17 protein-coding genes and 1 pseudogene are annotated in these 25,139 nt (G+C 62.6%); 11 read left to right on the top strand and 7 right to left on the bottom strand.

Annotated elements, in window-relative coordinates; genetic code table 11:
* Nucleotides 1–31: 31 nt before the first annotated feature.
* The 4 genes from CYJ17_RS08385 to CYJ17_RS08370 are packed head-to-tail and all read left to right on the top strand — an operon-like array spanning nucleotide 32 to nucleotide 5,131.
* A complete protein-coding gene (locus tag CYJ17_RS08385; protein WP_087070573.1) occupies nucleotides 32–1,051 on the top strand; it encodes a Gfo/Idh/MocA family protein in 1,020 nt (339 codons plus the stop codon).
* A 3-nt stretch (nucleotides 1,052–1,054) separates the two neighbouring features.
* A complete protein-coding gene (locus CYJ17_RS08380) occupies nucleotides 1,055–2,755 on the top strand; it encodes a sodium:solute symporter family protein (protein ID WP_087070574.1) in 1,701 nt (566 codons plus the stop codon).
* Nucleotides 2,756–3,175 (top strand): hypothetical protein, encoded by a 420-nt coding sequence (locus CYJ17_RS08375; RefSeq protein WP_087070575.1) that lies wholly within the window; start codon nucleotides 2,756–2,758, stop codon nucleotides 3,173–3,175.
* Between the two features lie 39 nt (nucleotides 3,176–3,214).
* The gene (locus tag CYJ17_RS08370; RefSeq protein ID WP_087070576.1) at nucleotides 3,215–5,131 is read left to right on the top strand and encodes an FAD-binding protein; all 1,917 of its coding nucleotides are present in this window, start codon (nucleotides 3,215–3,217) and stop codon (nucleotides 5,129–5,131) included.
* A gap of 173 nt (nucleotides 5,132–5,304) precedes the next feature.
* Here the strand turns inward: CYJ17_RS08370 and CYJ17_RS08365 are convergent, their stop codons facing one another.
* Together CYJ17_RS08365 and pta are read right to left on the bottom strand one after the other, a co-directional pair.
* A complete protein-coding gene (locus tag CYJ17_RS08365) occupies nucleotides 5,305–6,480 on the bottom strand; it encodes an acetate/propionate family kinase (RefSeq protein WP_026428236.1) in 1,176 nt (391 codons plus the stop codon).
* A gap of 130 nt (nucleotides 6,481–6,610) precedes the next feature.
* Complete coding sequence (gene pta, locus CYJ17_RS08360) at nucleotides 6,611–8,239, bottom strand: phosphate acetyltransferase (RefSeq protein ID WP_180948664.1); 1,629 nt, start codon at nucleotides 8,237–8,239, stop codon at nucleotides 6,611–6,613.
* 221 nt (nucleotides 8,240–8,460) lie between these two features.
* On the opposite strand from pta, the gene guaA reads away from it, so the two are divergent.
* The 3 genes and pseudogenes from guaA (at nucleotide 8,461) to pflA (ending at nucleotide 13,731) form a co-directional block, all read left to right on the top strand.
* Entirely contained in the window at nucleotides 8,461–10,038 is a 1,578-nt protein-coding gene (guaA, locus tag CYJ17_RS08355; RefSeq protein WP_087070578.1) for a glutamine-hydrolyzing GMP synthase, read from the top strand.
* A gap of 420 nt (nucleotides 10,039–10,458) precedes the next feature.
* Nucleotides 10,459–12,849: pseudogene (pflB, locus tag CYJ17_RS08350) on the top strand (formate C-acetyltransferase).
* A 3-nt stretch (nucleotides 12,850–12,852) separates the two neighbouring features.
* Complete coding sequence (pflA, locus tag CYJ17_RS08340; RefSeq protein ID WP_087070580.1) at nucleotides 12,853–13,731, top strand: pyruvate formate-lyase-activating protein; 879 nt, start codon at nucleotides 12,853–12,855, stop codon at nucleotides 13,729–13,731.
* A 183-nt stretch (nucleotides 13,732–13,914) separates the two neighbouring features.
* Here pflA and CYJ17_RS08335 read toward each other — a convergent pair whose 3' ends face one another.
* Entirely contained in the window at nucleotides 13,915–14,469 is a 555-nt protein-coding gene (locus CYJ17_RS08335) for a DUF981 family protein (RefSeq protein ID WP_200807176.1), read from the bottom strand.
* Between the two features lie 147 nt (nucleotides 14,470–14,616).
* On the opposite strand from CYJ17_RS08335, the gene CYJ17_RS08330 reads away from it, so the two are divergent.
* Complete coding sequence (locus CYJ17_RS08330; protein ID WP_087070582.1) at nucleotides 14,617–15,996, top strand: aldehyde dehydrogenase family protein; 1,380 nt, start codon at nucleotides 14,617–14,619, stop codon at nucleotides 15,994–15,996.
* A gap of 162 nt (nucleotides 15,997–16,158) precedes the next feature.
* Nucleotides 16,159–18,819, top strand: coding sequence for a UvrD-helicase domain-containing protein (locus tag CYJ17_RS08325; protein ID WP_101595395.1), 2,661 nt, complete (start codon nucleotides 16,159–16,161; stop codon nucleotides 18,817–18,819).
* A 6-nt stretch (nucleotides 18,820–18,825) separates the two neighbouring features.
* Here the strand turns inward: CYJ17_RS08325 and CYJ17_RS08320 are convergent, their stop codons facing one another.
* Genes CYJ17_RS08320 through CYJ17_RS08305 form a run of 4 tightly spaced genes read right to left on the bottom strand, consistent with a single transcriptional unit; the run spans nucleotide 18,826 to nucleotide 22,490 of the window.
* Complete coding sequence (locus tag CYJ17_RS08320) at nucleotides 18,826–19,812, bottom strand: metal ABC transporter permease (RefSeq protein ID WP_101595398.1); 987 nt, start codon at nucleotides 19,810–19,812, stop codon at nucleotides 18,826–18,828.
* A complete protein-coding gene (locus tag CYJ17_RS08315; RefSeq protein WP_087070583.1) occupies nucleotides 19,809–20,759 on the bottom strand; it encodes a metal ABC transporter permease in 951 nt (316 codons plus the stop codon). The genes CYJ17_RS08320 and CYJ17_RS08315 overlap by 4 nt, the downstream gene beginning before the upstream one ends.
* A 12-nt stretch (nucleotides 20,760–20,771) precedes the next feature.
* Nucleotides 20,772–21,515, bottom strand: a complete 744-nt coding sequence (locus CYJ17_RS08310; protein ID WP_087070584.1) for a metal ABC transporter ATP-binding protein — start codon at nucleotides 21,513–21,515, stop codon at nucleotides 20,772–20,774.
* A 9-nt stretch (nucleotides 21,516–21,524) separates the two neighbouring features.
* Nucleotides 21,525–22,490, bottom strand: a complete 966-nt coding sequence (locus tag CYJ17_RS08305; RefSeq protein ID WP_087070585.1) for a metal ABC transporter substrate-binding protein — start codon at nucleotides 22,488–22,490, stop codon at nucleotides 21,525–21,527.
* A 711-nt stretch (nucleotides 22,491–23,201) separates the two neighbouring features.
* Here CYJ17_RS08305 and trpD point away from each other — a divergent pair.
* Nucleotides 23,202–24,221: an anthranilate phosphoribosyltransferase gene (trpD, locus tag CYJ17_RS08300; protein ID WP_101595402.1), complete on the top strand. Its 1,020-nt coding sequence runs from the start codon at nucleotides 23,202–23,204 to the stop codon at nucleotides 24,219–24,221.
* Nucleotides 24,214–25,137 carry an indole-3-glycerol phosphate synthase TrpC gene (gene trpC, locus CYJ17_RS08295; protein WP_101595405.1) on the top strand — a complete coding sequence of 308 codons (924 nt, stop codon included), beginning with the start codon at nucleotides 24,214–24,216 and terminating at the stop codon, nucleotides 25,135–25,137. Before trpD ends, trpC begins: the two co-directional genes overlap by 8 nt.
* Nucleotides 25,138–25,139 lie beyond the last annotated feature (2 nt).

Raw genomic sequence — 25,139 nt, 5'->3', positions numbered from 1 at the left:
AGGCTAATGACACGTTTGGAAGGAATCCCTGTTGAAAATTGGTTTACTGGGAGCGGGCCGCGCCGGGTTGATGCACGCGCGCATTCTCGCCCACCGTGTTGATGAACTTGTTATTGCCGAACCGAAACCTGAGCGCAGTGCCGCCGTCGTTTCCGAACTGGAAGGTGAGGCTGCAACTCGCGCCCGCATCAGTGAAGCCAGCGTGGAGGCTACCCTCACGGATGTCACCCTGGACGCCCTGGTCCTCACCAGCCCCACGGATGTGCATGCCGAACAGCTGCTGCGCGGCATGGAGCTGGGCATTCCTATGTTCACCGAGAAGCCGGTATCCACCTCGCTGGCCTCGACCCTGAAAGTGCGCGAAGCCGCCCGCGCGCGCGGAGCCCGCATCCAAGTCGGCTTCCAGCGCCGCTTCGATACCGCCTACACCCGGGCCCGCGCGGCGGTGCGCGAAAAAAGCCTGGGCGAGCTGCGCCGCCTGAGCATGGGAACCATGGATCAGGCCCCGGCCGCCCGCGAATTCCTGGCGGCCTCGGGCGGAATTTACATCGACTGCCTCATCCACGATTTCGATATGCTGCGCTGGGTCACCGGGCGCGAAGTCACCGAGGTCATGGCGTTCGGCACCGATCTGGGCCTGGCCGATTTCCGTGACTTCGGCGATGTGTGCGAAACCGCGGCGGTGCTGCGCCTGGAAGGCGATGTGCTCGCCACCGCGCAATCCTCGCGTTTCAACGGCCACGGCTACGACGTGCGCATGGAGCTGCACGGCACCGAGCAGACCCTCGCGGTCGGCTTCGATAGCAAACTCCCCGTGCGCTCCCTCGAGGATGGGGTGTCCTATCCGGAGGAGTCCGCCTGGGTGGATTTCATCGCCCGTTTCGCCGCCTGCTACGAACGCGAAATCGAGGCGTTTTTGGAGGTGGTTGCGGGCCGCGGGGAGATTCCTGCCACGGTGGACGATGCCGTCGCCTCCCTGCGCATCGCGGAAGCCGTGCGGTTATCGCAACGCGAGCACCGCGTGGTATCCCTGGCCGAAATTGAGGGCTAAAACATGGATTTGCGGCTCGACGCGAGCGCTTTCGACTACAGCTTCGTGGTGCTCTACCTGGTGCTGGTCCTCGTCATCGGCGTGGTCACCCGGCGCAAAGTCACTACCTCGGAGGATTTTTTCCTCTCCGGGCGTTCGCTGCCGGCGTGGATCTGCGCGCTGGCTTTCCTCTCCGCGAATATCGGGGCGGTAGAACTCATCGGGATGGCGGCCTCCGGCTCCCAATACGGCCTGCCCACGGTGCATTACTACTGGATCGGCGCGGTGCCGGCCATGATCTTCCTCGGGCTCATTATGATGCCCTTCTATTACGGCTCGCGGGTCCGTTCGGTTCCCGAATACCTGCGTTTGCGTTTCGACCGGCCCACCCACCTCTACCAATCGGTGATTTTCTCGGTGGCGACCATCCTGGTGGCCGGCATCAATCTTTTCGCCCTCGCCCTCCTCATTAATGTGCTTATCGGGGTGCCGCTGTGGGCTTCGATTATTATCGCGGCCGGCGTGGTGCTGGTCTACACGGTGATGGGCGGGCTCACCGCCACCATGTACAACGAGGTGCTGCAATTCCTGCTCATCGTTGCGGTGCTCACCCCGCTGACCATCGCCGGGCTGGCGCGGGTGGGCGGACCGGCCGGGCTGGTCAACGCCCTCAACGAAACCCAGGTGCTCGGCCCGAACGGCCTGGATGTGTGGGGCGGAACCGGACTCGGGAACACCACGAACCCGTACGGGAATTGGATCGCGCTGCTGCTGGGGATGGGCTTCGTGAATTCCTTCGGGTATTGGACCACAAATTTCACCGAGGTGCAGCGCGCGCTGTCCGCCAAAGATATGCGTTCCGCACGCCTGACCCCGATCCTCGCGGCGATCCCGAAAATGTTCTTGCCGCTCATTATTATCGTGCCCGGGCTGATTGCCGCGGTTCTCATCCCGCAGCTGCACACCGGCGAGATCACGCATAACGAAGCCTTCCCGGCGCTTATGGGGGAGGTGCTCCCGCACGGGCTGCTGGGCATGGCGCTGGCCGGGCTGATCGCGGCCTTTATGGCTGGAATGGCGGCGAATGTTTCTTCTTTCAATACCGTGGTCACCTACGATATTTGGGAAACGTACGTGCGCCCGGGCCGCAAGGACACCTACTACATTAAAATCGGGCGCCGCCTGACGATTATCGGGGTGCTTATCGCCATCGGGGCGGCCTTTATCGCGGCGGAATTCTCCAATATTCAGGACTACACCCAGATGTTGCAGTCCATTTTCAACGCCCCGCTTTTCGCCACCTTCATTATGGGAATGTTCTGGGCGCGCATGAGCCCGCAGGCCGGGCTGTGGGGCCTGGTGGCCGGCGCGGCCGGAGCCGGGTTTATCCAGCTGGGCTACGCGAACGGGCTGCTGGACTTCAATTCTTCCCAGGCGGCTTCCTTCACGGCTTCCGGTGTCGCTTTTATTGCCGATTTCATCGTGTCGGTGCTCGTCACGAAGGTCACGCGCCCCAAGCCCATCGAGGAACTCGACGGCTTGGTGTGGGGGCGCGTCAAGATGGATATTAAGGGCGCCCAGCCGGCCCCGAAACTGCACGAAGCCCGGGTGGCCGAAGCCCGCGAACGCGCCCTCACCGGCGAAAAACTGCACTGGTGGGAAGAACCGGTGCCGCTGGGCATCGCGGTGCTCGCGGTGTGCACGGTCCTCAATGTGGTGCTGTAAATGAAGGGATACGAATCTATGAACGACGACGCAGCTCGGCGGAGCGCCGCGCCAGCTTCGGCGCCCGTGCAATCGGGCCACGCGGGTGCAGCGGGCGGCGAGTCCGCTTCGGCGCCGGCGCCGCACCTCCCCGAGGCGCGCCTCGGGCGGCTCTCGCTTTTCGACCTGCGCACCTGGATCGCCATCATGTTCGGGGTTTTCGGAACGATGCTGGCCGGCTACGGGCTCTTCTTCGTGACCGAGGAGGACCTGGCCAAAGCCGCGGGCATCAACCTCAACCTGTGGACCGGCCTGGCCATGATGATCGTGGCGCTCTTCTTTGCCGGCCGCAGCGCCGCCGCCCCGCAGGTGCTCTCCGAAGCGCTCGGCTCGCGCCTGCCCGATGAGGATGCGCAGCCCACCGCGCCGCGGGAGAGCTAAGATTATGTGCAAGCCTAACGCCTACGTCAGGGGACACTTATGACCATTGCGGTTGCCTACAAAATTGCCGGCGATCCACGTTCAGCGCACGTACTGGATTCCGGTGTGGTGGATTGGAGCGGCGCGCGCCTCTCCATTAGCGACGACGACGCCGTTGCCATGCGGGCAGCGCGGGAACTCGGCGACTCCCTGGGCACCGAGGTTGTGGGTATCACCCTGGGCCCCGACTCCATCGGCACCCCGGCGCTGCGCAAAAACGCGCTGTCCAAAGGCCCGGACCGCCTGCTCGTGGTGAGTGATGATGCCACCACCAGCTGGAATTCCACCGCGGTGGGCGAAGCCCTGGCGCGGGTAGTGCAGCGCGACGGCACCATCACAGCGCTTATCACCGGCCCGGGTTCCACCGACGAAGGCTCGAAAATGGTCTCCGGTGTGATCGCCGGGGCGCTGGGCTGGCCGTCTTTCCAGGATGTTTCCGCGATTCGCACCGCAGGGGAGGAACTCCTCCTTACCCAGCACACCGGCGGGCAGCGCCGCGAGGTGCGCGTGGCCGGCCCTGTGGTCATCGCGGTCACCTCCGACGCCGCGGCCGTCAAAGTCCCGGCCATGAAAGATATCCTCGACGCCGCCAAGAAACCCGCCCAGCTCCTCACCGCCGCCGACCTCGGCGATATGGAAGGGCGCACCCTCGACCCCATCGCGCGCGCGGTTCCGCCCGTCCAGCGCCGCCTCCACCAAATCCTCGACGGCCCCGGCGCCGTGGCTGAACTCGTCGGGATCTTGGATCGGCGCGGCCTGCTGCCGAACGCCGGTTCCACGGGTATTTCTGGCGACGCTGCCGGCGGAATCGCTGCCACCGGAATCGCTAGCAACGCGAGCACCGGCGCCCCCGTTATTTCTGGCGACGACGCCGCCCCTCACGCCGCTGGTACTTCGGGCGCGGAAGCTTCTTCCTCCACCGGTTCGGCTCCGGAACACGCGGTGTGGATTATTAGCGCCGGCGCGACTATTTCGCCTTTCCTTCCGGCCCTGCGTCGCTACGACGCGGTTCACGTGATCGCCCTCGTTCCCGAAGGAGAAGCGGGAGACAGCGCGCAGCTGCCCGCGTTCCCGGATGCCACCAGCGTGCAGGTCATCACGCACCCGAGTGATGCGCCGGCCGAGGCCCTGAGCGCCGCGCTCACGGAGCTCGTGGATGCCCAGCCCGGGGATATTGTGCTGGTTCCCAATGAGCCAAGCGAACGCGCGCTGGGCGGGGAGATCGCCGGCCGGCGCGGCTGGCCCATCCTCACCGACGTGCGCGAAGTCAGCGCCGAACACGTGGTCAGCGGGCGTTTCGGGGCTATTTCCCTGGAAACCTACGCGCGCGCGGGAGTAACCTTCGTGGGCGTGATCGGTTCGCTGCCCGGTACGGCGGCTTGTGCTGGAGCTGCCTCGGGCTTTGGTGATGCGGCGGGTGCTGGCAGCACCTCGGTAGCTGAGGTGGCGGCTCCGGCCGGCGCGATAGCGCCGGCGCGGATCACGGCAGCCGAATCGGAAGATGTGTCCGAACGGCGCTTGGCCACCGCCACCCGGGTGGTCGGTGCCGGCCGCGGTTTCGCCGCCAAGGAGGACCTGCGGCTCTTCCACGAACTCGCCGAGGTGCTCGATGCCGCGGAAGGCGCAACCCGCCCGCTGGCCGAAGGGGATGCCTGGCTCCCGCGCGATTCCTACGTGGGGCTCTCGGGCACGGTTATCGCCCCGGATTTGTATATCGCCATCGGTATTTCCGGCCAGCCGCATCACACCGCGGGAGTCACGGATTCCGGAGTCATCGTGGTGATCAATAATGATCCCGAAGCGGAAATGTTCGAATTCTGCGATTACGGAATTGTCGGAGACCTCTACACGGTGCTTCCCGAGCTCATTACCCTCATCCGGAAGCGGGTCGCAGCCCCGGCCCCCGAAAACCAATAGCTAGTTAGTCGCCCCGGTCCTGAAAATAGGTGCCAGCCTCAGCCCCGGATATGGGGGCCAGCCTCGGCTAGCAATCACTCCTCAATCACCACGTAGCCCAATAAGTGGGGGGAGAAACCGGAACGGTTGCTCCCCCCACTGCGTCGTCGTACCCGAAAATAACGGGCGCGTGCTTAGACGAGCGTCATAGCCTGCTGGGCGATGGCCAGCTCCTCATTGGTGGGGACCACGAGCACATGCACCGTGGAATCCTCCGTGGAGATCTCCCGCGCGTTCTTCGAGCGCGTGGCGTTCTTCTCGGCGTCGTACTTGACACCGAAGGGAGCCAGGCGGTCAAGGACTTCCTTGCGGATGATATCGTCATTCTCACCCACACCGGCGGTAAAGGTCAGGGCATCCAGGCCGCCAAGAATCGCGGTGTAGGAGCCGATGTACTTGACGATGCGATGGACGTAAATATCTACCGCTTCCTTCGCGTTCTCATCACCCTTCTCCACCATCGCGTGCACATCGCGCAGATCGGAAGAGCCGGTCAGACCGGCCATACCGGACTGGCGGTTGAAGAGCTTATCTATCTCATCAATGGACATCTTCGCCTGGCGAGCCAGGTGGAAGACGGCAGCCGGATCAATATCGCCGGTGCGCCCACCCATAACGAGGCCCTCCAGCGGAGTCAGGCCCATGGAAGTCTCCACCGCGCGGCCCGAATCCACCGCGGACACCGAGGCACCGTTACCGATATGCAGCACGATCTGCTTGAGATCATCGCGGCCCAGGATCTTCGCTACCTCACCGGAAACATACTGGTGCGAGGTGCCGTGCGCGCCGTAGCGGCGGATCTCATACTTATCGGCAATCTCGCGGTTGAGACCGTAGCGTGCCGCTTCTTCCGGAAGGCTCTGGAAGAACGCGGTATCGAAAACCGCCACGTGCGGGACATTCGGCAGCAGGCGCTGCGCCACCTTGATGCCCTCCAGGGCCGGCGGGTTGTGCAGCGGGCCGAGCGGCTGGAGCTCTTCGATCTTCTGGCGCACCGCATCGGTAATAAGAGCCGGGCCATCGAAGTACTTACCACCCTGGACCACGCGATGCCCGACGGCGCGAATGGAGCCATCATGCAGGGACGGGCCGGCGGCGTCGAAGAACTCGAGCACCTTCTCCATACCGACTTCGTGGTTGGGAATGGGGCCTTCCCATTCGCGCACGTCCTCGCCGTGTTCGTGCTTGACGTGACCGGAGGGCAGACCAATCTGCTCCACGAGGCCCGAGGCGAGTTCCTCACCCGATTCGGGATCCACGACCTTGTACTTGATCGAGGAGGAGCCGGAATTAATTACGAGAACGGACAAAATGATCTCCTTGTGTCTGTGACCGGGTGGAGGCCCACCCCTATAACTTCAGTGTAATGCCGGATACGGGTTGTTCCGGCTCATGCCTGCGGATTCCCGCGAATTGCAGGTTGTTTCCGGTTGGTGCTGGTTATTCCTGCGCCTGGATCGCGGTAATCGCCACGGTATTGACGATATCCTCCACGAGCGCGCCGCGGGAAAGATCATTCACCGGCTTATTCAGGCCCTGGAGCACCGGGCCCACGGCGACCGCGCCCGAAGAACGCTGCACGGCCTTGTAGCCGATATTGCCGGCATTCAAGTTCGGGAAAACGAAAACCGTGGCGCGGCCGGCCACCGGGGAATTCGGCAGCTTCTTCTTCGCGGCCGCAGCATCCACCGAAGCGTCATACTGGAGCGGGCCGTCAATCAGCACGCCCTCGGGTGCCAGGCTCTTCGCGAGCTCCGTGGCTTCGCGCACCGCATCCACATCCGGGCCCTTGCCGGAGGTACCCGAAGAGTAGGAGAGCATGGCCACGCGCGGCTCAATACCGAATTGCTGGGCGGTGCGGGCCGAATCAATAGCGATGCCGGCCAGCTCTTCCGGGGTGGGATTGGTATTGACCGCGCAATCGGCGTACACGTAGACGCGATCATCCATGAGCATGAGGAAGGCACCGGAAACCGTCTTCGTGCCGGGCTTCATCTTGATGGTCTGGAAGGAGGGAACGATGGTATTTGCGGTGGTGTGGTTCGCACCCGAAACCATGCCGTCGGCATCGCCCATGTAGACCATCATGGTGCCGTAGTAGGAAGGATCCTTCATCTTCTCCACGGCCTGCTCGTAGGTCACGCCCTTCTTGGCGCGCAATTCAGCGAATTTCTCCGCGTAGCGGCGCACCCGCTCCGGATCATCAATCGAAATAATTTCCGCACCGGAGACATCCACGCCAAGCTCAGCGGCGCGGGCGAGAACCTCATCCTTATCCCCAACCAGGGTAATATCCGCGATATCGCGGGCCAGAATCTGGGCGGTGGCCAGCAGAATGCGGTCATCTTCGGCCTCCGGCATAACAATGCGCTTCTTTGCCTTGCGGGCCCGGGCCGCCAGGGAAGCCTGGAAGGACAGCGGGGTAATAACCGAGGATTCCTCTTCCATCGCGGCAACGAGGGTGGCCCGATCCTTATCGGTGAAGGAACGCGCCTCGCCATCGGGTAGATAAATAGTAGGAATACCCAGGTCACGCATGGTGGTGGGGACGTTCTCATCAGCGTCAATAACAATGAGGGCGCTCAGGGTGCCGTACCGATCCTTGATTTCCTTCGCGGAAAGCTGGGCAACAACCTCCACCTGCGCGGCGCTGCGCTGAGCCGCTGACACGGCGACGATGCCGGTGGTGCCCAGGTTGGCGATGGTGCGGCCGGTACGCGAAAGCATCCCGGGATTAATGGGATCCCCATCCAGAATGCCGAGAATGAGAACCGCATCGAAATTCTGGGCGTAATCGGTGTAGCGATTCACCAGCTGGGTCATGGCTTCTTCTTCGTCAGCCACGTAGGCCTGCCGGCTCGAACCCCAAGCAATATCGCGATCCTCGCCGCGGCCAACCTGGTCGAGCAGCTGAAGGAAGGCGGAGTCATTTTCGATATTTCCGTTGGTGAACGCCCGGAACACCCCGACGTTCTTGTAAGTAGAGGTGAGTACATCAACGTAGGCGCTGGCCACCGCCTGGGTGCCCGCATTACCTTCTACCGCGGTGAAATATACGCTGTAGGTCACTTTCTTATCCTTCCGGCCCGTGAGGACCCTTGAAAAAATAGGCGTATCCACGCCGGGATATCCCTTCAAATAATCTCACATCTTGCGAGCTGATGTGCATGCCCAGCTCAGGTCCACGCGGGCGGGTGGGCGTCGTCGTTCCTATCCGGTGACGAAGGTCCTAGAACCCTTCCGGGTGCGGGCCGGCTCCCAGTAGGCGCCGGCGCGTTTTAATCACTAGAATGAACAGCGTGAATACCAGCGATAATTCCCCGGTTCTTGTTGTCGATTTTGGTGCGCAGTACGCTCAGCTCATCGCGCGGCGCGTTCGTGAAGCACACGTTTATTCAGAAATTGTTCCGCACACCATGTCCGCCGCGGATATGCTGGCGAAAAAGCCCGCGGCCATTATCCTTTCCGGCGGCCCGGCATCCGTGTACGCGGAAGGTGCGCCCGCAATCGATAAGGACATTTTTGAGGCCGGGGTGCCTATCCTCGGTATCTGCTACGGCTTCCAAGCGATGGCCCAGGCCCTGGGCGGGCGCGTGGGGCGTACCGGCACCCGCGAATACGGGCGCACCGAAGCCCGCACCGCCGGCGATTCCTGCCTCTTCGCCGGCCTGGAAGATAAGCAAATCGTGTGGATGAGCCACGGGGATGCCGTGAGCGAAGCCCCGGAAGGCTTTACCGTCACGGCCGCCACCGATGAAACCCCGGTGGCCGCTTTTGAAGATCGCAAGCGCCGGCTCTTCGGCGTGCAATGGCACCCGGAAGTGCTCCACTCCCAGCGCGGCCAGGCCGCTCTGGAAAACTTCCTCTACGAAGGCTCGGGAATTAGCCCGAACTGGACTCCGTCCTCCATCATTGATGAGCAGGTGGCTCAGATTCGCGAGCGGGTCGGCTCCGCGCAGGTGATCTGCGCGCTCTCGGGCGGGGTGGATTCCTCGGTTGCCGCGGCGCTCGTGCACAAAGCGATTGGTGACCAGCTCACCTGCTTCTTTATTGACCACGGGCTGCTGCGCGCCGGCGAACGCGAGCAGGTAGAACGCGATTACGCGGAAAGCACCGGCATTCGCATCTTCACCATTGATGAATCCCAGCGCTTCCTCTCCGCGCTGGCCGGCGTGCGCGATCCGGAAACAAAGCGCAAGATTATCGGGCGCGAATTTATCCGCTCCTTCGAAAGCGCGCAGCGTCAGCTGGTAGATAAGCTCGGCGGCGGGGAAGATGTGAAATTCCTTGTCCAGGGAACCCTCTACCCGGACGTGGTGGAATCCGGTGGGGGAGAAGGCGCCTCCAATATTAAGAGCCACCATAATGTGGGCGGCCTACCCGAAGATATGAATTTCGAACTCATCGAGCCCCTGCGTAGCCTCTTCAAGGATGAGGTGCGTGCCATCGGGCGCGAACTGGGCGTGCCGGAGAAAATCGTGGCCCGCCAGCCCTTCCCGGGGCCGGGCCTGGCGATCCGCGTGATCGGTGAAGTCACTGAAGATAACCTGCGTATCCTGCGCGAAGCCGATGCCATCGCCCGCGAAGAACTCACCGCGGCCGGGCTGGATGCTGAGATTTGGCAGTGCCCGGTGGTGCTGCTCGCCGAGGTGCATTCCGTGGGCGTGCAGGGTGACCACCGCACTTACGGGCATCCCATCGTGCTGCGCCCGGTTTCCTCCGAAGATGCGATGACGGCCGATTGGGCCCGGGTTCCCTACGATGTGCTCGCCCATATCTCCAACCGCATCACGAACTCCGTGGCGGAAGTTAATCGCGTGGTTCTGGACGTGACCTCCAAGCCGCCGGCAACAATTGAATGGGAGTAACATTCGCAGTTAAAAAGTGATTCCTCACACATGTGAGAGGGGTGGCGACGTGAAGTCGCGTATCGGCGCGCCCGCCGGGGGCGTCGCGGGAATGTGCGCCGCTCATCTCACGTGTCTGGGAATGTTTTTTCACGCAAGCGCGTTAGGATAAATGTAGGCGCGGACAGCGAGTGATATACGCCCGCCGCCCGTGCCGGACAATACAATCGAGAGTCGCTTGTGCCTGACCGATTGATACGGACAACAGGTAAAAGAATCAGGACTTGTTACCTCGGTGCCGTAGCGATTCACGCGAAGGCGTGGATACGGTGCGGACGCAAGCGTGCGGCAATTTCTTACGGAACATCCGTTCCGCTTGCAAATTGCTTTATGCTTGGATAATAACGGGTACTGACACGACACAAGGAGAGTTAGACGCACATGGAGCGCACTGCTACCGATACCCCAACAGAGGAAGCCTGGGCGGGTTTCACGTCCGGCATCTGGAATGAAGCCATTGACGTTCGTGACTTCATCCAGAAGAACTACACCCCCTACGAAGGGGATGCTTCGTTCCTGGCCGGCCCGACGGAGAAGACCACCCGGCTGTGGGAGTCTCTTGAGGAAAATTACCTCTCCGAGGAGCGCCGCCGTCGCGTGTACGACGTCGACACCGACACCCCGGCCGATATTGACGCTTTCCCCGCCGGCTACATTTCCGAAGACGACGACGTCGTCGTCGGCCTGCAGACGGATGTTCCGCTCAAGCGCGCGATGATGCCCAATGGCGGCTGGCGCATGGTGGAAACCGCCATCAAGGAAGCGGGCAAGGAAGTCAACCCGGAGATCAAGAAGATCTTCACCCGCTACCGCAAGACCCACAATGACGCGGTCTTCGATATTTACACCCCGCGTATTCGCGCGGCCCGTTCCTCGCACATTATTACCGGTCTTCCGGATGCTTACGGCCGTGGCCGCATTATTGGTGACTACCGCCGCGTGGCCCTCTACGGTGTGGATAAGCTCATCGAAGAGAAGCAGGCCATGAAGGATTCCGTGGCCGATCAGCCCTTCTCCGAGCACTGGGCTCGTTTCCGTGAGGAACACGCCGAGCAGATCAAGGCTCTGAAGAAGCTCAAGACCCTCGGTGAGATCTACGGCTTCGATATTTCCGGCCCGGCGAAGAATTCGCGCGAAGCCGTGCAGTGGCTGTACTTCGGCTACCTCGCTTCCGTGAAGAGCCAGGACGGCGCGGCCATGTCCATTGGCCGCCTCTCCGCCTTCCTCGATATTTACTTCGAGCGCGATCTGGCCGCCGGAACCATTACGGAAACCGACGCGCAGGAAATGATTGACAACCTCGTCATGAAGCTGCGTATCGTCCGCTTCCTGCGCACCATCGATTACGATCAGATCTTCTCCGGTGATCCTTACTGGGCCACCTGGTCGGATGCCGGCTTCGGTGATGACGGGCGTACCCTCGTCACCAAGACCTCCTTCCGCCTGCTCCAGACCCTGCGTAACCTGGGTCCGGCTCCGGAACCGAATATCACCATTTTCTGGGATCCGGCGCTTCCGGAAGGCTACAAGGAATTCTGCGCGGCCATTTCCATCGAAACCTCGTCCATCCAGTACGAATCTGACGAACAGATTCGTAACCAGTGGGGCGACGACGCCGCCATCGCGTGCTGCGTCTCCCCGATGCGGGTGGGCAAGCAGATGCAATTCTTCGGGGCTCGTGTGAACTCCGCTAAGGCCCTGCTCTACGCCATCAACGGCGGCCGCGATGAGATGACCGGCAAGCAGGTGACCGAACCGGGTCTGTTCACCCCGCTCGAAGGCGATGGCCCGCTCGACTTCGACGAAGTCTGGCAGAAGTACGAAGAGATGCTTGACTGGGTAGTTGGCACCTACGTTGAAGCTCTCAATATCATCCACTACTGCCATGACCGCTACGCTTACGAAGCGGTGGAGATGGCTCTCCACGATTCGGAGATCATCCGTACCATGGGTTGCGGTATTGCCGGCCTGTCCATCGTGGCGGACTCGCTTTCCGCGATCAAGTACGCGAAGGTCTACCCGGTTCGCGATGAGACCGGCCTCGTTGTCGATTACAAGACGGAAGGCACCTTCCCGATCTACGGTAATGATGATGACCGCGCTGATGACATCGCGGCAACCGTGGTTCACACCATCATGTCGAAGATCAAGGCGATCCCGATGTACCGCGACGCCATCCCGACCCAGTCGGTGCTGACCATTACCTCCAACGTGGTGTACGGCAAGGCCACGGGTTCCTTCCCGTCCGGCCACAAGGCCGGCACCCCGTTCTCCCCGGGCGCGAACCCGGAGAACGGCATGGATACCCACGGTATGGTGGCGTCCATGATGTCCGTTGGTAAGCTGGATTACAAGGATGCCCTCGATGGTATTTCCTTGACGAATACCATTACGCCGGCTGGCCTCGGCCGCAATAAGGAAGAGCAGGTCAAGAACCTGGTCGGAATTATGGACGCCGGCTTCATGGCTGAAGAAGACTAAAACTCTAAGATTCAACCCCCAACAAAGAAAAGAAGGTAAAAAATGGCTAAGACCTACGAAGAGCGTCTCGAGTCGATGAAGGCTGCTCGCGAAGATAACGGTGGGGTGCAGGGTCTGTACCACGCCAATATCAACGTGCTGGATCGCTCCACCCTCGAGGACGCGATTGATCACCCCGAGAAGTACCCGAACCTGACCGTTCGCGTTTCCGGCTACGCCGTGAACTTCGTGAAGCTGACCCGCGAACAGCAGCTCGACGTTCTGTCGCGTACCTTCCATCACTCGGCATAACCATTGTCTGCTGAGTTGCGACTAGCACCGGTCGGCCTTCAAGATTTCGAAGCGCCGACCGGTCGGTTGCAGGGGGCCGGTCTGGGAGGCATCGATGTCCTCGACGACATCGAACGCAAAGAACGGCTTCGCAAGATGCGCGAGGGAACCCTCGGTTCCGTCCACTCGTGGGAACTTGTGACCGCGGTGGACGGGCCCGGGACCCGAATGACAGTCTTCATGGCAGGGTGCCCCCTGCGGTGCCTGTACTGTCATAACCCTGACACCTTCATTATGAAGGACGGTCAGCCGGTGGATTCCGATGAATTGCTGCGGCGCTGGAAGCGCTACCGTCGCATGTTCAAGGCGACGGGCGGCGGAATCACGATCTCGGGTGGCGAATGCTTAATGCAGCCCGCCTTCCTCAAGACCGTGCTTCGCGGCGCCAAAGAAATGGGAATCCATACGTGTATCGATACCTCCGGTTATCTCGGCCGTAACGTCGACGACGAAATGATGAATTACATCGACATGGTGTTGCTCGACGTGAAATCGGGATCCGAGGAAGTATATAAGCGCACGACCGGCCGCGAACTGCAACCGACCATTGATTTTGGTGATCGATTGGCTGCCGCGGGCAAGGAAATCTGGGTACGTTTCGTACTCGTGCCCGGGCTGACAGACGATCCGGAGAACGTGGAGAACGTTGCGAAGATCGTTGCACGGTGGAAGAACGCGGTGAGCCGCGTTGAGGTTCTGCCGTTCCACCAGATGGGGCGAGACAAGTGGCATTCACTTGGCTATGACTACCAACTGGAAGACGTCGTACCGCCGTCACCACAAGCCGTGGAAGAAGCGCGGGAGCACTTCCGGCGCTTGGGGCTGAACACCCCGGCTTTCTAAACGCTACGGATGACGCCAAGGGCCGCGTCCCGAAAGGGATGCGGCCCTTTTGTGTGCGTGCTTGCGTGGTGTGCTGATGGAACGGTGTTGCGTCGTCGTACCACAAACGTGAAGTACGACGACGCCGCTGCGGCCACCGCGGGCGGCCGCAGCTTCACCGGGCCGCGCGCCGGCGTGGCGGCGCTACATGGTATTGACCACGAGCCCGATATGGGTATAGAAGTTCATGGCACCGAAGAGCATGAAGATGACCCCGCTGATGACCAGGCACCAGTAGGCGGCGCTGACCACGCCGCCGCGCACCTGCCCGCGGGCGTCCGGGCGCACCGCGGCGAAGAAAAGAATCGCACCCACACCGGCCAGGCCAAAGACCGCGGAGAGAGCAATCGACTCCAGCCAGGGGTAGGCCGCGAAGGACCCGGAAATCGGTTCCTGGGGAGGGGCTGCGAAGAACTGATAGACCATCCCGGCGCACATAATCGCCAGCAGCGCCAAGCCCATTGCCAACGCGAAAATGGAGACCGGGCGGGCGATCCGCGCGAAAGTGTGGAAGGGCGAGCTGGATGCGAGGATGCGATCCCCGCGCTTCCACAGGATGAAACTCGCCGCCAGCAGGAGCACGCCGAAGCCGAGGCAGGTTTCCCCGAAGATAATATTGTCGAAGGGGAAGCCGCCGGCGGCCAGCGGCCAGGTGAGGGACATGTGCAGGCCGGTGAGCGTCTGGATCAGGCCGGTCACGAAGAATCCCAATCAATCATTCCCGGGGCGCTTTCCCCGGTGAAGAAATCTCCCACGTTCACCACTCCTTTCTCAATTTAGGACTAATGTCCCCATGATAGCCGGGTTCGCCCGGCACAGTGGGCCGCAACACAGTAGGCTAGACTCATGACTCACTACCGCGTGCATAACCCCAATACCGGCGAGGTGGAAGAACGCTTCCCCTCCCTGCCCGCCGCCGCGATCCCCGGCGTGATCAGCGCTTCCTGGGATGTCTTCACCAGCTGGCGGGATACCCCGATGGCCACCCGCGCCGCTGTCCTGCACCGCTTCGGGGAGCTCATCACGGAACGCTCGGCTGAGCTCGCCGATATTATCGGGCGGGAAATGGGCAAACCGCTGCGCGATGGCGCCGCCGAGCTCGCCACCGTCAGCCAGCACGCCCACTGGTTCGCCGATAACGCCCCGCGCTACCTGGAACCCACCACGCTGGATGCCGGCGATGGCATCCCCACCTACGTGCTCCACCAGCCGCTGGGCGTGCTGCTGGGCATCATGCCCTGGAACTTCCCCTATTCCCAGATCGCCCGCTTCGTGCTGCCCCAACTCATGGTCGGCAATACGATTCTCATGAAACAAGCGGAGATCTGCCCGCGTTCCTCGGCCGCGTTCGAGGCGCTGCTGCGCGAGGCCGGCCTGCCCGATGGGGTGTACCAGAATATCTACCTGGATATTGCGGATACGGAGAAAGTCCTGGCGGACCCGCGCGTCAAAGGAGTATCGCTGACCGGCTCGGAGCGGGCGGGATCCTCGGTTGCGCAGCTGGCCGGGAAGTACACGAAACGTTCCCTCCTGGAGCTGGGCGGCAATGATGCCATGGTGGTGCTAGGCGCCTCCGATATCACGGCGGTGGCCCGCGCGGCGGTGCGCACGCGCGTGTTCAACGCCGGGCAGGTCTGCACCTCGAATAAGCGCATTATCGTGCTGGATAGCGTTTTCGAGGAATTCCTCGCGGCGGCCCGCGCGGAGATCGCGAGCATCGTGGTGGGTCCCTATGATGACCCGGCCACGGATATGGGGCCGCTGTCCTCGATTGCCGCCAGGGACGAGGTGGTGCGGCGGGTGGCGAGCGCCGTCGCCGCTGGAGCGCACCGCCATTACGGAGGTCACAAAATTGACCGGCCGGGCGCTTTTATGACCCCGGCCTTGCTCACCGATATTCCCGCGGACCACGATATCGCTCGCAACGAATTATTCGGGCCGGTGGTGGCGCTCTACCGGGCGGCGGATGAGGAAGCAGCCCTCAAGCTGGCCAATAGCACCGCTTATGGTTTGCAGTCCTCGGTGTGGAGCCAGGATCTGGAGAAGGCGCAGCGTTTCGCGGCGCGGCTCGCGGCCGGTATGACCATTATCAATAAGCACCGTGAATCGGCGCCCACCTGGCCTTTTGGTGGGATTAATCGTTCCGGTTACGGTCGCGAGGAGGGTGCCTGGGGCTTGCGCGCCTTCACGAACGAGCATGCGGTGCGGGTCCATCCGGCGCGATAGGTACGACGCCGCAGCTTAGGTGGTACGACGGCGCAGCTTAGCTGGCGCGGGGCCGGCCGGGCAGGTAGGTGCCGCATGCCTTCGGCCGGTGCCCGGAGTGAGAGCAACGCGAAGCTCGGGGGCGTTTTTTGTGTCGGGGTGGTGTCGTACCCTAGAAGGGCTATGGAGGAATCGTACAAAGCAACAATCGCGCGGCTGCGGGAACGCGTGGCGGCCGCCCAGCAAGCCGGGGCTACCGTGGGGCGGCGCCCGGGTGTGCCCGCGCCGGCTCAGGCCGCTGAAAGTGTGCCTACAGGTCAGGGCGGGGCGGCGGCTGCGAGCATGCCGGAGGTTTCGGGCGCGGCGGAGGTCTCGGGCGCGGCGGCGCGTATTCTCACCGGCCTCAATAGCGCCCAGCGGGAAGCCGTGATTCACAGCGGTGGCCCGCTGCTCGTGGTCGCCGGGGCCGGCTCGGGTAAAACCCGGGTGCTCACCTCGCGCATCGCCTACCTCATCGCCACCGGGCAGGCTCACCCGGCCAATATCCTCGCCATCACTTTCACCAATAAGGCGGCGCGGGAAATGCGCGAACGCCTGGAAGGGATGCTCGGCGGCCTGGCCCGCGGCATGTGGATCTCCACCTTCCATTCTGCCTGCGTGCGGATTCTGCGGGCCGAACACCGCGCGCTCGGGATGCGTTCCACCTTCACCATTTACGATGCCGCGGATTCCCAGCGCCTCATGACCATGGTGTGCCGGGAAGAAAACATCGATATTCGGGCCTACCCGCCCAAAATGCTCAGCCGCCAGGTCTCCAATCTCAAGGATGAACTGGTCACCCCAGCCGCGCAGGCCGCGGCCGCAACCGATAGGGACGGCCAGGTGCTGGCCCAGGCCTATGCCGCCTACCAGGATCGCCTCGAGCGCGCCAATGCGCTGGATTTCGATGATCTTATTATGCGCACGGTGGAGGTGCTCACCTCCCACCCGGATATAGCTGAGCGCTACCGCACCCGCTTCCGCCACATTCTGGTGGACGAATATCAGGACACCAACCACGCCCAGTACGTCCTGGTACGCACCCTGGCCGGGCAGGGCCCGGAAGGCTCCGCGCTCACCGTGGTGGGCGATGCCGATCAGTCCATTTACGCCTTCCGCGGGGCCACCATCCGCAATATTGAGGATTTTGAGAAGGACTTCGCGGATGCCACCAGCGTGGTCCTCGAGCAAAACTATCGCTCCACCCAGAATATTCTCTCTGCCGCCAATGCCGTCATTTCCCATAATGAAGGGCGCCGGCCGAAAAAGCTGTGGACGGATTCGGGGAGCGGGGAAAAGATCACCGGCTACGTGGCTGATTCGGAAAGCGACGAAGCCCATTTCGTCGTCACGGAAATTGACCGGCTCCGGGATAGTAGCGGGGTGCGTTACGGCGATGTGGCGGTGTTTTACCGCACCAATTCCCAGGCGCGGGCCCTGGAAGAAATGTTCGTGCGCTCCGGGATTCCCTACCGGGTCATCGGCGGCACCCGCTTCTATGAGCGCAAAGAAATCAAGGATGCCCTCGCGTACCTGCACGCGGTGGCCAATCCGGATGATACCGTCTCGCTGCGCCGCATCATTAATGAACCAAAACGCGGGGTGGGGGATACCGCGCAGGGCCACCTGGCCACCCACGCCCAACGCTGGAATATTTCCTTCGGTGCCGCGGTGGCCGATGTGGCTACCCCCTGCCCGGAGCGCGGCGAAGTTGCGGGGTTGACGGCTCGGGCCCGCAGCGCCGTCGCCGATCTGGCTCGCATCCTCGAAACGGCGCGTCAGGATGCCGCCGCGGGCGGCAAACCCGCGGATATCCTCGATTACCTCATGGATGAATCCGGGTACCTGGCCGTGCTGCAAGAATCCAAAGACCCGCAGGATCTCAGCCGGGTGGAAAACCTGGCCGAATTACACGCGGTGGCGGTAGAGTTCTCCGCCCAGAATCCGGATGCCGGGCTGGGGGAGTGGCTCGATCAGATTTCGCTCGTCTCGGATACGGATCGGCTTCCCGAGGGGAGCGAATCCGAAGGGGAAACCACTCTCATGACGGTTCACACTGCCAAAGGTCTGGAATTCCCGGTTGTTTTCGTGACCGGCCTGGAAGACGGCACTTTCCCGCATATGCGTTCCCTGGATGATCGGCGCGAACTCGCCGAAGAACGCCGCCTCGCTTACGTGGCTTTCACCCGCGCGCGCGAACGCCTCTATATTTCGCGCGCGGCAGCGCGCTCCTCGTGGGGGGCGCCCCAGGAATTCCCGCCCTCGCGTTTCATTGAAGAAATCCCGCCCGAACTTATTAACTGGCGCCGGGAACAATCCTCCCAGGATCTGGTGCGCGGTGGTGGTATTGGTTCCGGCATTGGTTCCGGTTACGGGTGGGGGCGCCGTGAGCGGCGCGCGCCTTCTTTCTTTGACGACGACGCCGGGCCTGTCATCGGCTCAGGTACATTCAAACCCGGGAAACTCGGGGTGCCCGCCACGGCGGGCTCGGCCTCCCGGGCGGATTCCGCCGGTAGTGCGCATCCTGCTGCCGACGGTTCGGGTGGCTCCGCGGTTGGCGGTTCGAGCGGCACCCGAGGCACCTCAGGCGCAGCGGGCGCACCTAGCGCGGCGGGCGCGGCCGACGCGGCCGCGGATACCAAGGGCTTCGCGGTGGGTGACACCGTGGAGCACCGCTCCTTCGGGCGGGGGACCATCCTCGGCTTCGAAGGCCGAGGAAAGTCCACCACCGCGAAGGTTGCTTTCGGCTCGGTTACGAAACGCTTGATGCTGCGCTTCGCTCCGCTGACGAAAGTGGAGAAGTAGCCGCGCTTATCCGGCAGTGCGGGCAGCACCGGCCTTGCACGTAGCCCCGGCGCCTTCCGCCGCGCCGTTAGCCACGGCAGAACTCGCGGCCGCGCCCGCGGCAGCGGCCGGCACGCTCAGGGTGCGCCGGTGGCTACGTGCCGCCGCGCGCCCGCTCAGCTTGTACCAGGCCAGCGCGCTCAGGAACACCACCCCGTCGGTGAAAGCCATCATCGCCGAGGTCGCCAAATCCAGATACAGGGCCAGCACGAAGCCGAGGAGCGCCTCGGCCACCGCAATCAGGAGAGTGAGAACCAGGAGGTGGCGCAGCGAGCGGGCGAAAAGAATCGCCGTGGCCGCCGGAACCACCATGAGGGCAATAACCAGGATCGCGCCCGCGGCATTGAAAGCCGCCACCACGGTCAGGGAGACCAGCATCATGAGCCCCAGCTCCACCGCCCGTACCGGGAAGCCGATAGTCGCCGCGAAATCACCGTCGAAAGTATCGGTTTTGAGAACCCGGAAAAACACCGCGATGAAAATCGCGTTGAGCGCGCACACCGCGAGCAGCTGCCACATGGTGCGTGGGCCAATATCGTAACCGCCGATGATGATATGTTCCGGGCTCAAAGCCATGAGATTGAGATCCCCGGTGAGCACGGTGTCCTGGCAAATATGGATATGAGAAAGGGTGGTTGAGAGCAGCAAAATACCCAGGGCGAAAAGCACCGGGAAAATCACGCCCTGGCTGGCATCCCCGGTGAGCAACCGGGTGCGATCCAGCTGCTGGGCACCCAGCACCACCACCAAACCCATGAGTGCCGCGCACACCACCATGATCGGGGAATGCGTGGAACCAGACAGAATCGTGCCCACCACAATCCCGGGGAGCACCGCGTGCGACATCGCGTCCACCAGCATGGACTGCCCGCGCAACACCAGGAACACCCCCGGAAGCGCGCAGGTCACCGCGGTCACCACCGCGAGCAACATAACCGCCACAATGAAACTCATTGCCCACTCCTCTCCGAAGCAGCCAGCGCCCGGGTGGCAAGATCACCGCGCAAGCGGCGCTGGCGCAGGGCCACCACCACAATCGAGCGGCGCGGCGCGGCCAGCAGCGAGAACGCGAAAATAACAAAGAGGTGGAGCACCACGATCGGGCCGGTGGGAACCTTGCCCAGGCAGACGGACAGATACGCGCCCGCCGCGCCCGCAACCCCACCGAAAATCCCGGCCAGCACCATCATCGAGGACATGCGGTGCGTCCACTGGCGCGCGGCCGCGGCCGGCATAATCGCAAAAGCGACCATGAGAATAAGCCCCACGCCCTTGATTCCAATCACGATAGCGATGGTGACGAGCACCAGCATGAGCGGCGTGAGCACGCGCGGGCTGAAACCCTGCAATTGCGCCGTGACCGGATCGAAAGTCACCAATTTGATTTCTTTGAAGAAAGCGAGAATCACCGCAACGGTGAGCAGCCCGAATACCGCGATGGTCACCAGGTCCCCGGCGCGCACATTCGCCGCATTGCCGAACATGTAGCTGTCGATCCCGCCGCGATTGGGCAGGTGAGAATGGGTGAGCAGCCGCAGGCACACCATCCCGCCCCCGTAAAACAGCGAAAGGCAGATGGCCATGGCGGCATCCGCCTTCACTTTCGAATGCGCCACGATGATATTGGTGAGAACGACGGCGCACATCGCCGCCGCGCTTGCCCCGAGCACTAGGACCACCATCGAGCGCCCATCCATGCCCAGCAGGGTGGCCACCGTGAAGGCGGCAACCACACCGAGGATGGAGCTGTGCCCGATAACGTCGGAAACCAGGGACTGGCGGCGCAGGTAGAGCAGGCAACCAGCGATTCCGGAAAACACCCCGATGAGGGTGGTGCCGATGAGCATGGTGCGGAAAATATAGGTTCCCCACAATTCCAGCGGGGAAATAAAATCAATCATTGCGCCGCGCCCTCACTTGCGTTCGAGGGCGATGGAAAGGCCGTACGCCCGCGCGATATTCTCCGCGGTGAAAGCCTCCTCCACGCTTCCGCTCGCCACCAGTTTGCCGCTAGAGAGCAGCACCACGCTATCGCAGAAATCGGGGACCGTCTGCAGATCGTGATGCACGATCATCACGGTTTTCCCCTCATCAACCAGTTCGCGCAGCAGCGTCATAATCGCCTGCTGGGAGGTGATATCGATACCCGCGAAAGGTTCGTCCATGAGGTAGAGCTCGGCGTGCTGGGCCAGGGCGCGCGCCACGAAGGTGCGCTGCTGCTGGCCGCCGGACAGCTCGTTGATATGGCGGTGGGCAAGATTGGAAATTCCCAGGCGCTCCATGGCCGCGGCGGCGGCTTCGCGCTGGCGCACGCCCGGGCGGCGCAGCCAGCCCAGCTGGGCGTACGTACCCATGAGCACGACGTCGCCCACCGTGGTCGGGAAATCCCAATCCACGGTGGCGGTTTGCGGCACGTAAGCAATACGCGAACGCACCCGGGGGAGTGGTTCGCCGAAGAAGGTGACCTCCCCGGCGAGGGCCGGAACAAGGCGCAGGGCCGCCTTCATGACGGTGGATTTCCCCGCGCCGTTCGGGCCGAGAAGCGCCACCACCTGGCCTGGACTGACGCGGAGCGAAACATCGCTCACCGCGATCGTATCCTGGTAGGCGACGCTCAGGTGGTCAATCTGACAGGCCAGCGTGGTAGCGGATCCCATAGATATCACCTATTTCTGCGAAAGCGCGCTGACGATGGAATCAACGTTGTAGCTGAAAGCGCCCAGGTAGGTATTCGTGGGAGCTTCGGAGCTGAGGGTATCGGCGAAGAGCTCGTTATCGGAGACCTCAACATGCCAACCCTTTTCGCGCACCGCGTCCTGGAGGTGCTTAATGACTTCGGGGTTCTTGAGGTTGTCCTGGAAGATCACCGGAACCTTGCGCTCGGCAATGAGGGTGGCGAGCTCGTTGAGCTCCACCGCGGACATTTCCGATTCGGAGGAAACGAAATCGGTGGCGTGGATTTCAATACCGAAAGAAGCGCCCAGGTAGTTGAAGGCGTCATGCCCGGTGATGAGCACGCGGTTTTCCTTCGGGATCTTATCGAACTTGGCCTTGGCTTCATCGGCGGCCTTGGCGATCTTCTTGTTGTATTCTTCCGCGTTGGCCTTGTAGAGGTCCGCGTTCGCGGCGTCGATCTCACCGAGCTTGGCGGCGGTGGCCGTCACCACATACTGCCAGTTCTCCGGGGAGTTCCACACGTGCGGGTCGTGGCCTTCGATCTTGCCGTCTTCTTCCCAGGGGAGGAGCTTATCTTCCGGGATGGCTTCCGCGGCCGCGATCTGGCGGTCGCCGAGCTTCTCGAGCTGGCCCATCATCTTGTGTTCCATATCGTGGGAGGTCCACACCACAAGATCGGCCTTTTCGATGGCCTGGGTATCCTGGGTGGTCAGTTCCTGGGTGTGAGGATCACCGCCGGGCTTGACCAAGGTGGTTACGTTAGCCTCGGGAGCGACATTGCGAATAACATCTTCGAGGTAACCGGTAGTTGCCACCACCGACAGGCCCGCGGCCTTTGAGGAGTCGGTGGCCGGCGATTCGGATGCGCCCTTGTTTTCGGTGGCGCAGCCGGTCAGGGATGTGAGTGCCAAAGCCCCGGCCGCGGCAATCGCGGCCAACTTAACAGAATGTTTCATGGTGTCCTTCTTCAATCACGAAAGCATGTAAGGTATGGGTTTCTTTACTCGGGACCTGAATATGTTAACCGATGCACGCATAAAGCACTAGGGCAAATCTGCGAAACGTCGCGAAAAATCCCGGGAATTGCTGGGTGAAAAGTCAATAAGAATAATTGCGTGCCTGGTAGCTGCGGCACTCTCGCTCACTTCTGGTAGTACGACGACGCCGCCAGCTGGCTGCCGCCCTTACCTGTCCGCATGATGGACCGGGGCGGGGGCGTCACCCGGGGTGGGCTAAGCTCACAGCTATGCAGCAGGATCTCAAGGTACAGGGTCAGGCCGGTGCGGCCTGGCGATGGTGGCGCGCCTAAGAAGCGTTCCCCTGCGGCGCAACTACGCCGCCCCAACCACTTGAGAGGAGAATCCCGTGCAACGGGACCTACCGCATTCACCTGAGTACCATGTCCCCGATGCCCTATCCACGCATCGCCGGCACTCCACCACACTCACTGTCTCCATCATGGCGCCTTCCGCCACGCCGGCTACTGCCGCTACGGCTGCCGCCATGGCTGCCTCCACCCGCGCCCAGCTGCGCTGCCGCTGGTGGAAAGCCGCACGGGGGCGATGGCGCGCGGCGCCTAGCTCAGCGCGGCCCGCCTAGCACAGCACGCCTAGCGCAGCCCGCTCAGCACCGCAGTCCACACAAACTTTCCAAAGTACGGAGTTGTCATGATTAAAGAAGCCATTATTAAAGTTGTGTCCAAGCAGGATCTCACCTATGACGAGGCCTACACCGTTATGAACGAGATCATGGGCGGGGAAAGCACTCCCACCCAGACGGCAGCCTTCCTCGCCGCGCTTTCCACCAAGAACGCGCGGGCAGAAACCACCGATGAGATTTCCGGCTGCGCCACTGCGATGCGCGAGCACGCTGATTACTTCGAGGTTCCTTTCCCCACCCTGGAAATCGTGGGAACCGGCGGGGATAACGCCCACTCTTTCAATATTTCCACGACCTCGATGTTCGTGCTGGCCGCCGGGGGCGTCAAGGTCTCCAAGCACGGTAACCGCGCCGCCTCCTCGCTGTCCGGTACCGCCGACTGCCTGGAAGCCCTCGGGGTGAATATCAACCAGGATCCGGATACCTGCCGGCGCCTCCTCGATGAGGTGGGCATGTGCTTCATGTTCGCCCAGCTCTACCACAAGTCCATGAAGAACGTGGGGGCAATCCGCAAGGAGCTCGGCTTCCGCACCGTCTTCAATATCCTCGGGCCGCTGACCAACCCGATCCACCCCGAATACCAGGTCCTCGGCGTTTACGATGAATACCTCGTGGAGCCCCTCGCCCGCGTCCTCAATGACCTGGGCGTCCACCACGGCCTGGTGGTCTACGGCCAGGATAAGCTCGATGAGATTTCCCTCTCCGCCCCCACCACGGTATGCGAAGTACGCAACGGCGAATACCGCACCTTCGAAATGTCCCCGGATGTGTTCGGCTTCAACCGGGCCACCCCGGCCGATATGCTCGGCGGCACCCCGGAAGAAAACGCCCAGATCACCCGCGATATCCTCTCCGGTAAAATCACCGGCCCCAAGCGTGACGTGGTCCAGCTCAATGCCGGTGCCGGCCTGTACATTGCCGGTAAGGCCCGCTCCATTGCCGCGGGCGTGGATATGGCCGGCGACCTCATTGACGACGGCAGCGCCTACCGCAAGATCGACGAATTCGTGGAGGCTTCGCGTGCCTAATATTCTCGAGCAGATCGCCGCCGCCACCCGAAAGCGGGTGGCCCGCGATAAAGAACAGATCCCCGCGGCCCGCATGCGCGAACTCGCCGAAGCACTCGCCGCGGCGCCTGCACCCGCTGCCGCCGCACCCGCGCCTGCACGCGCCGCCGCCCCCGCTGCCGCCGAAGCACTCGCCGCCGCCCCCGGCAGCGAACCCGGGAGCGATCCGGCCAGCTTCCCCTTCGAGGCCGCCCTGCGCGGCCCCGGGCTCGGCTTCATCTGCGAAGTGAAAAAAGCCTCGCCCTCGAAGGGCATCATCGCCGAAGATTTCCCCTACCTCGATATTGCCCGCTCCTACGAAGCGGCCGGGGCGGAAGCCATGTCCGTGCTCACCGAGCCGCAGTGGTTCCTCGGCTCGGATAGCTACCTGGAGGAAATCACCCGCACGGTTGCTACCCCTTGCCTGCGCAAAGATTTCGTGGTGGATTCCTACCAGATCTACCAGGCGAAAACGCTGGGGGCCAGCGCGGTGCTGCTCATCTGCTCGCTCCTGGATACCGCGATCCTGCGCGAGTACCTCCAGCTGGCGCATTCCCTCGGGCTATCGGCCCTGGTGGAAACCCACGACGCCGCGGAAATTGACTCCGCCCAGGCGGCCGGTGCCCGCATTATCGGAATCAACAACCGCAATCTCAAAGATTTTTCGGTTGATCTGGCCACCGCGGGCCAGTTGCGGGCCCGTATCGAGAGTACGGCACTCGTCGTCGCCGAATCGGGGGTGCGCGGGGCCGCGGACGTGGAAGCGCTCGCGGCCGGCGGTGCCGACGCGGTGCTCGTGGGCGAAGCCCTCATGCGCAGCGCCGATAAAGTAGGAGTCCTGGCCCAGTGGCGCCAGGCCGCGGCGCGCGTCGTCGCCCCCGCACAGGAGAAAGAGTAACC

It is taken from the genome of Actinotignum timonense, assembly GCF_002860685.3.
In the GTDB taxonomy this organism is placed as follows: domain Bacteria; phylum Actinomycetota; class Actinomycetes; order Actinomycetales; family Actinomycetaceae; genus Actinotignum; species Actinotignum timonense.
This window is presented reverse-complemented; position numbering and strand designations above follow the sequence as displayed.

Coding starts and splice junctions, on each gene's coding strand:
- CYJ17_RS08380 (WP_087070574.1), top strand. CDS start 1,055: ATGGATTTGCGGCTCGACGCGAGCGCTTTCGACTACAGCTTCGTGGTG.
- CYJ17_RS08375 (WP_087070575.1), top strand. CDS start 2,756: ATGAAGGGATACGAATCTATGAACGACGACGCAGCTCGGCGGAGCGCC.
- CYJ17_RS08370 (WP_087070576.1), top strand. CDS start 3,215: ATGACCATTGCGGTTGCCTACAAAATTGCCGGCGATCCACGTTCAGCG.
- guaA (WP_087070578.1), top strand. CDS start 8,461: ATGAACAGCGTGAATACCAGCGATAATTCCCCGGTTCTTGTTGTCGAT.
- CYJ17_RS08330 (WP_087070582.1), top strand. CDS start 14,617: ATGACTCACTACCGCGTGCATAACCCCAATACCGGCGAGGTGGAAGAA.
- CYJ17_RS08325 (WP_101595395.1), top strand. CDS start 16,159: ATGGAGGAATCGTACAAAGCAACAATCGCGCGGCTGCGGGAACGCGTG.
- CYJ17_RS08320 (WP_101595398.1), bottom strand. CDS start 19,812: ATGAGTTTCATTGTGGCGGTTATGTTGCTCGCGGTGGTGACCGCGGTG.
- CYJ17_RS08315 (WP_087070583.1), bottom strand. CDS start 20,759: ATGATTGATTTTATTTCCCCGCTGGAATTGTGGGGAACCTATATTTTC.
- CYJ17_RS08310 (WP_087070584.1), bottom strand. CDS start 21,515: ATGGGATCCGCTACCACGCTGGCCTGTCAGATTGACCACCTGAGCGTC.
- CYJ17_RS08305 (WP_087070585.1), bottom strand. CDS start 22,490: ATGAAACATTCTGTTAAGTTGGCCGCGATTGCCGCGGCCGGGGCTTTG.
- trpD (WP_101595402.1), top strand. CDS start 23,202: ATGATTAAAGAAGCCATTATTAAAGTTGTGTCCAAGCAGGATCTCACC.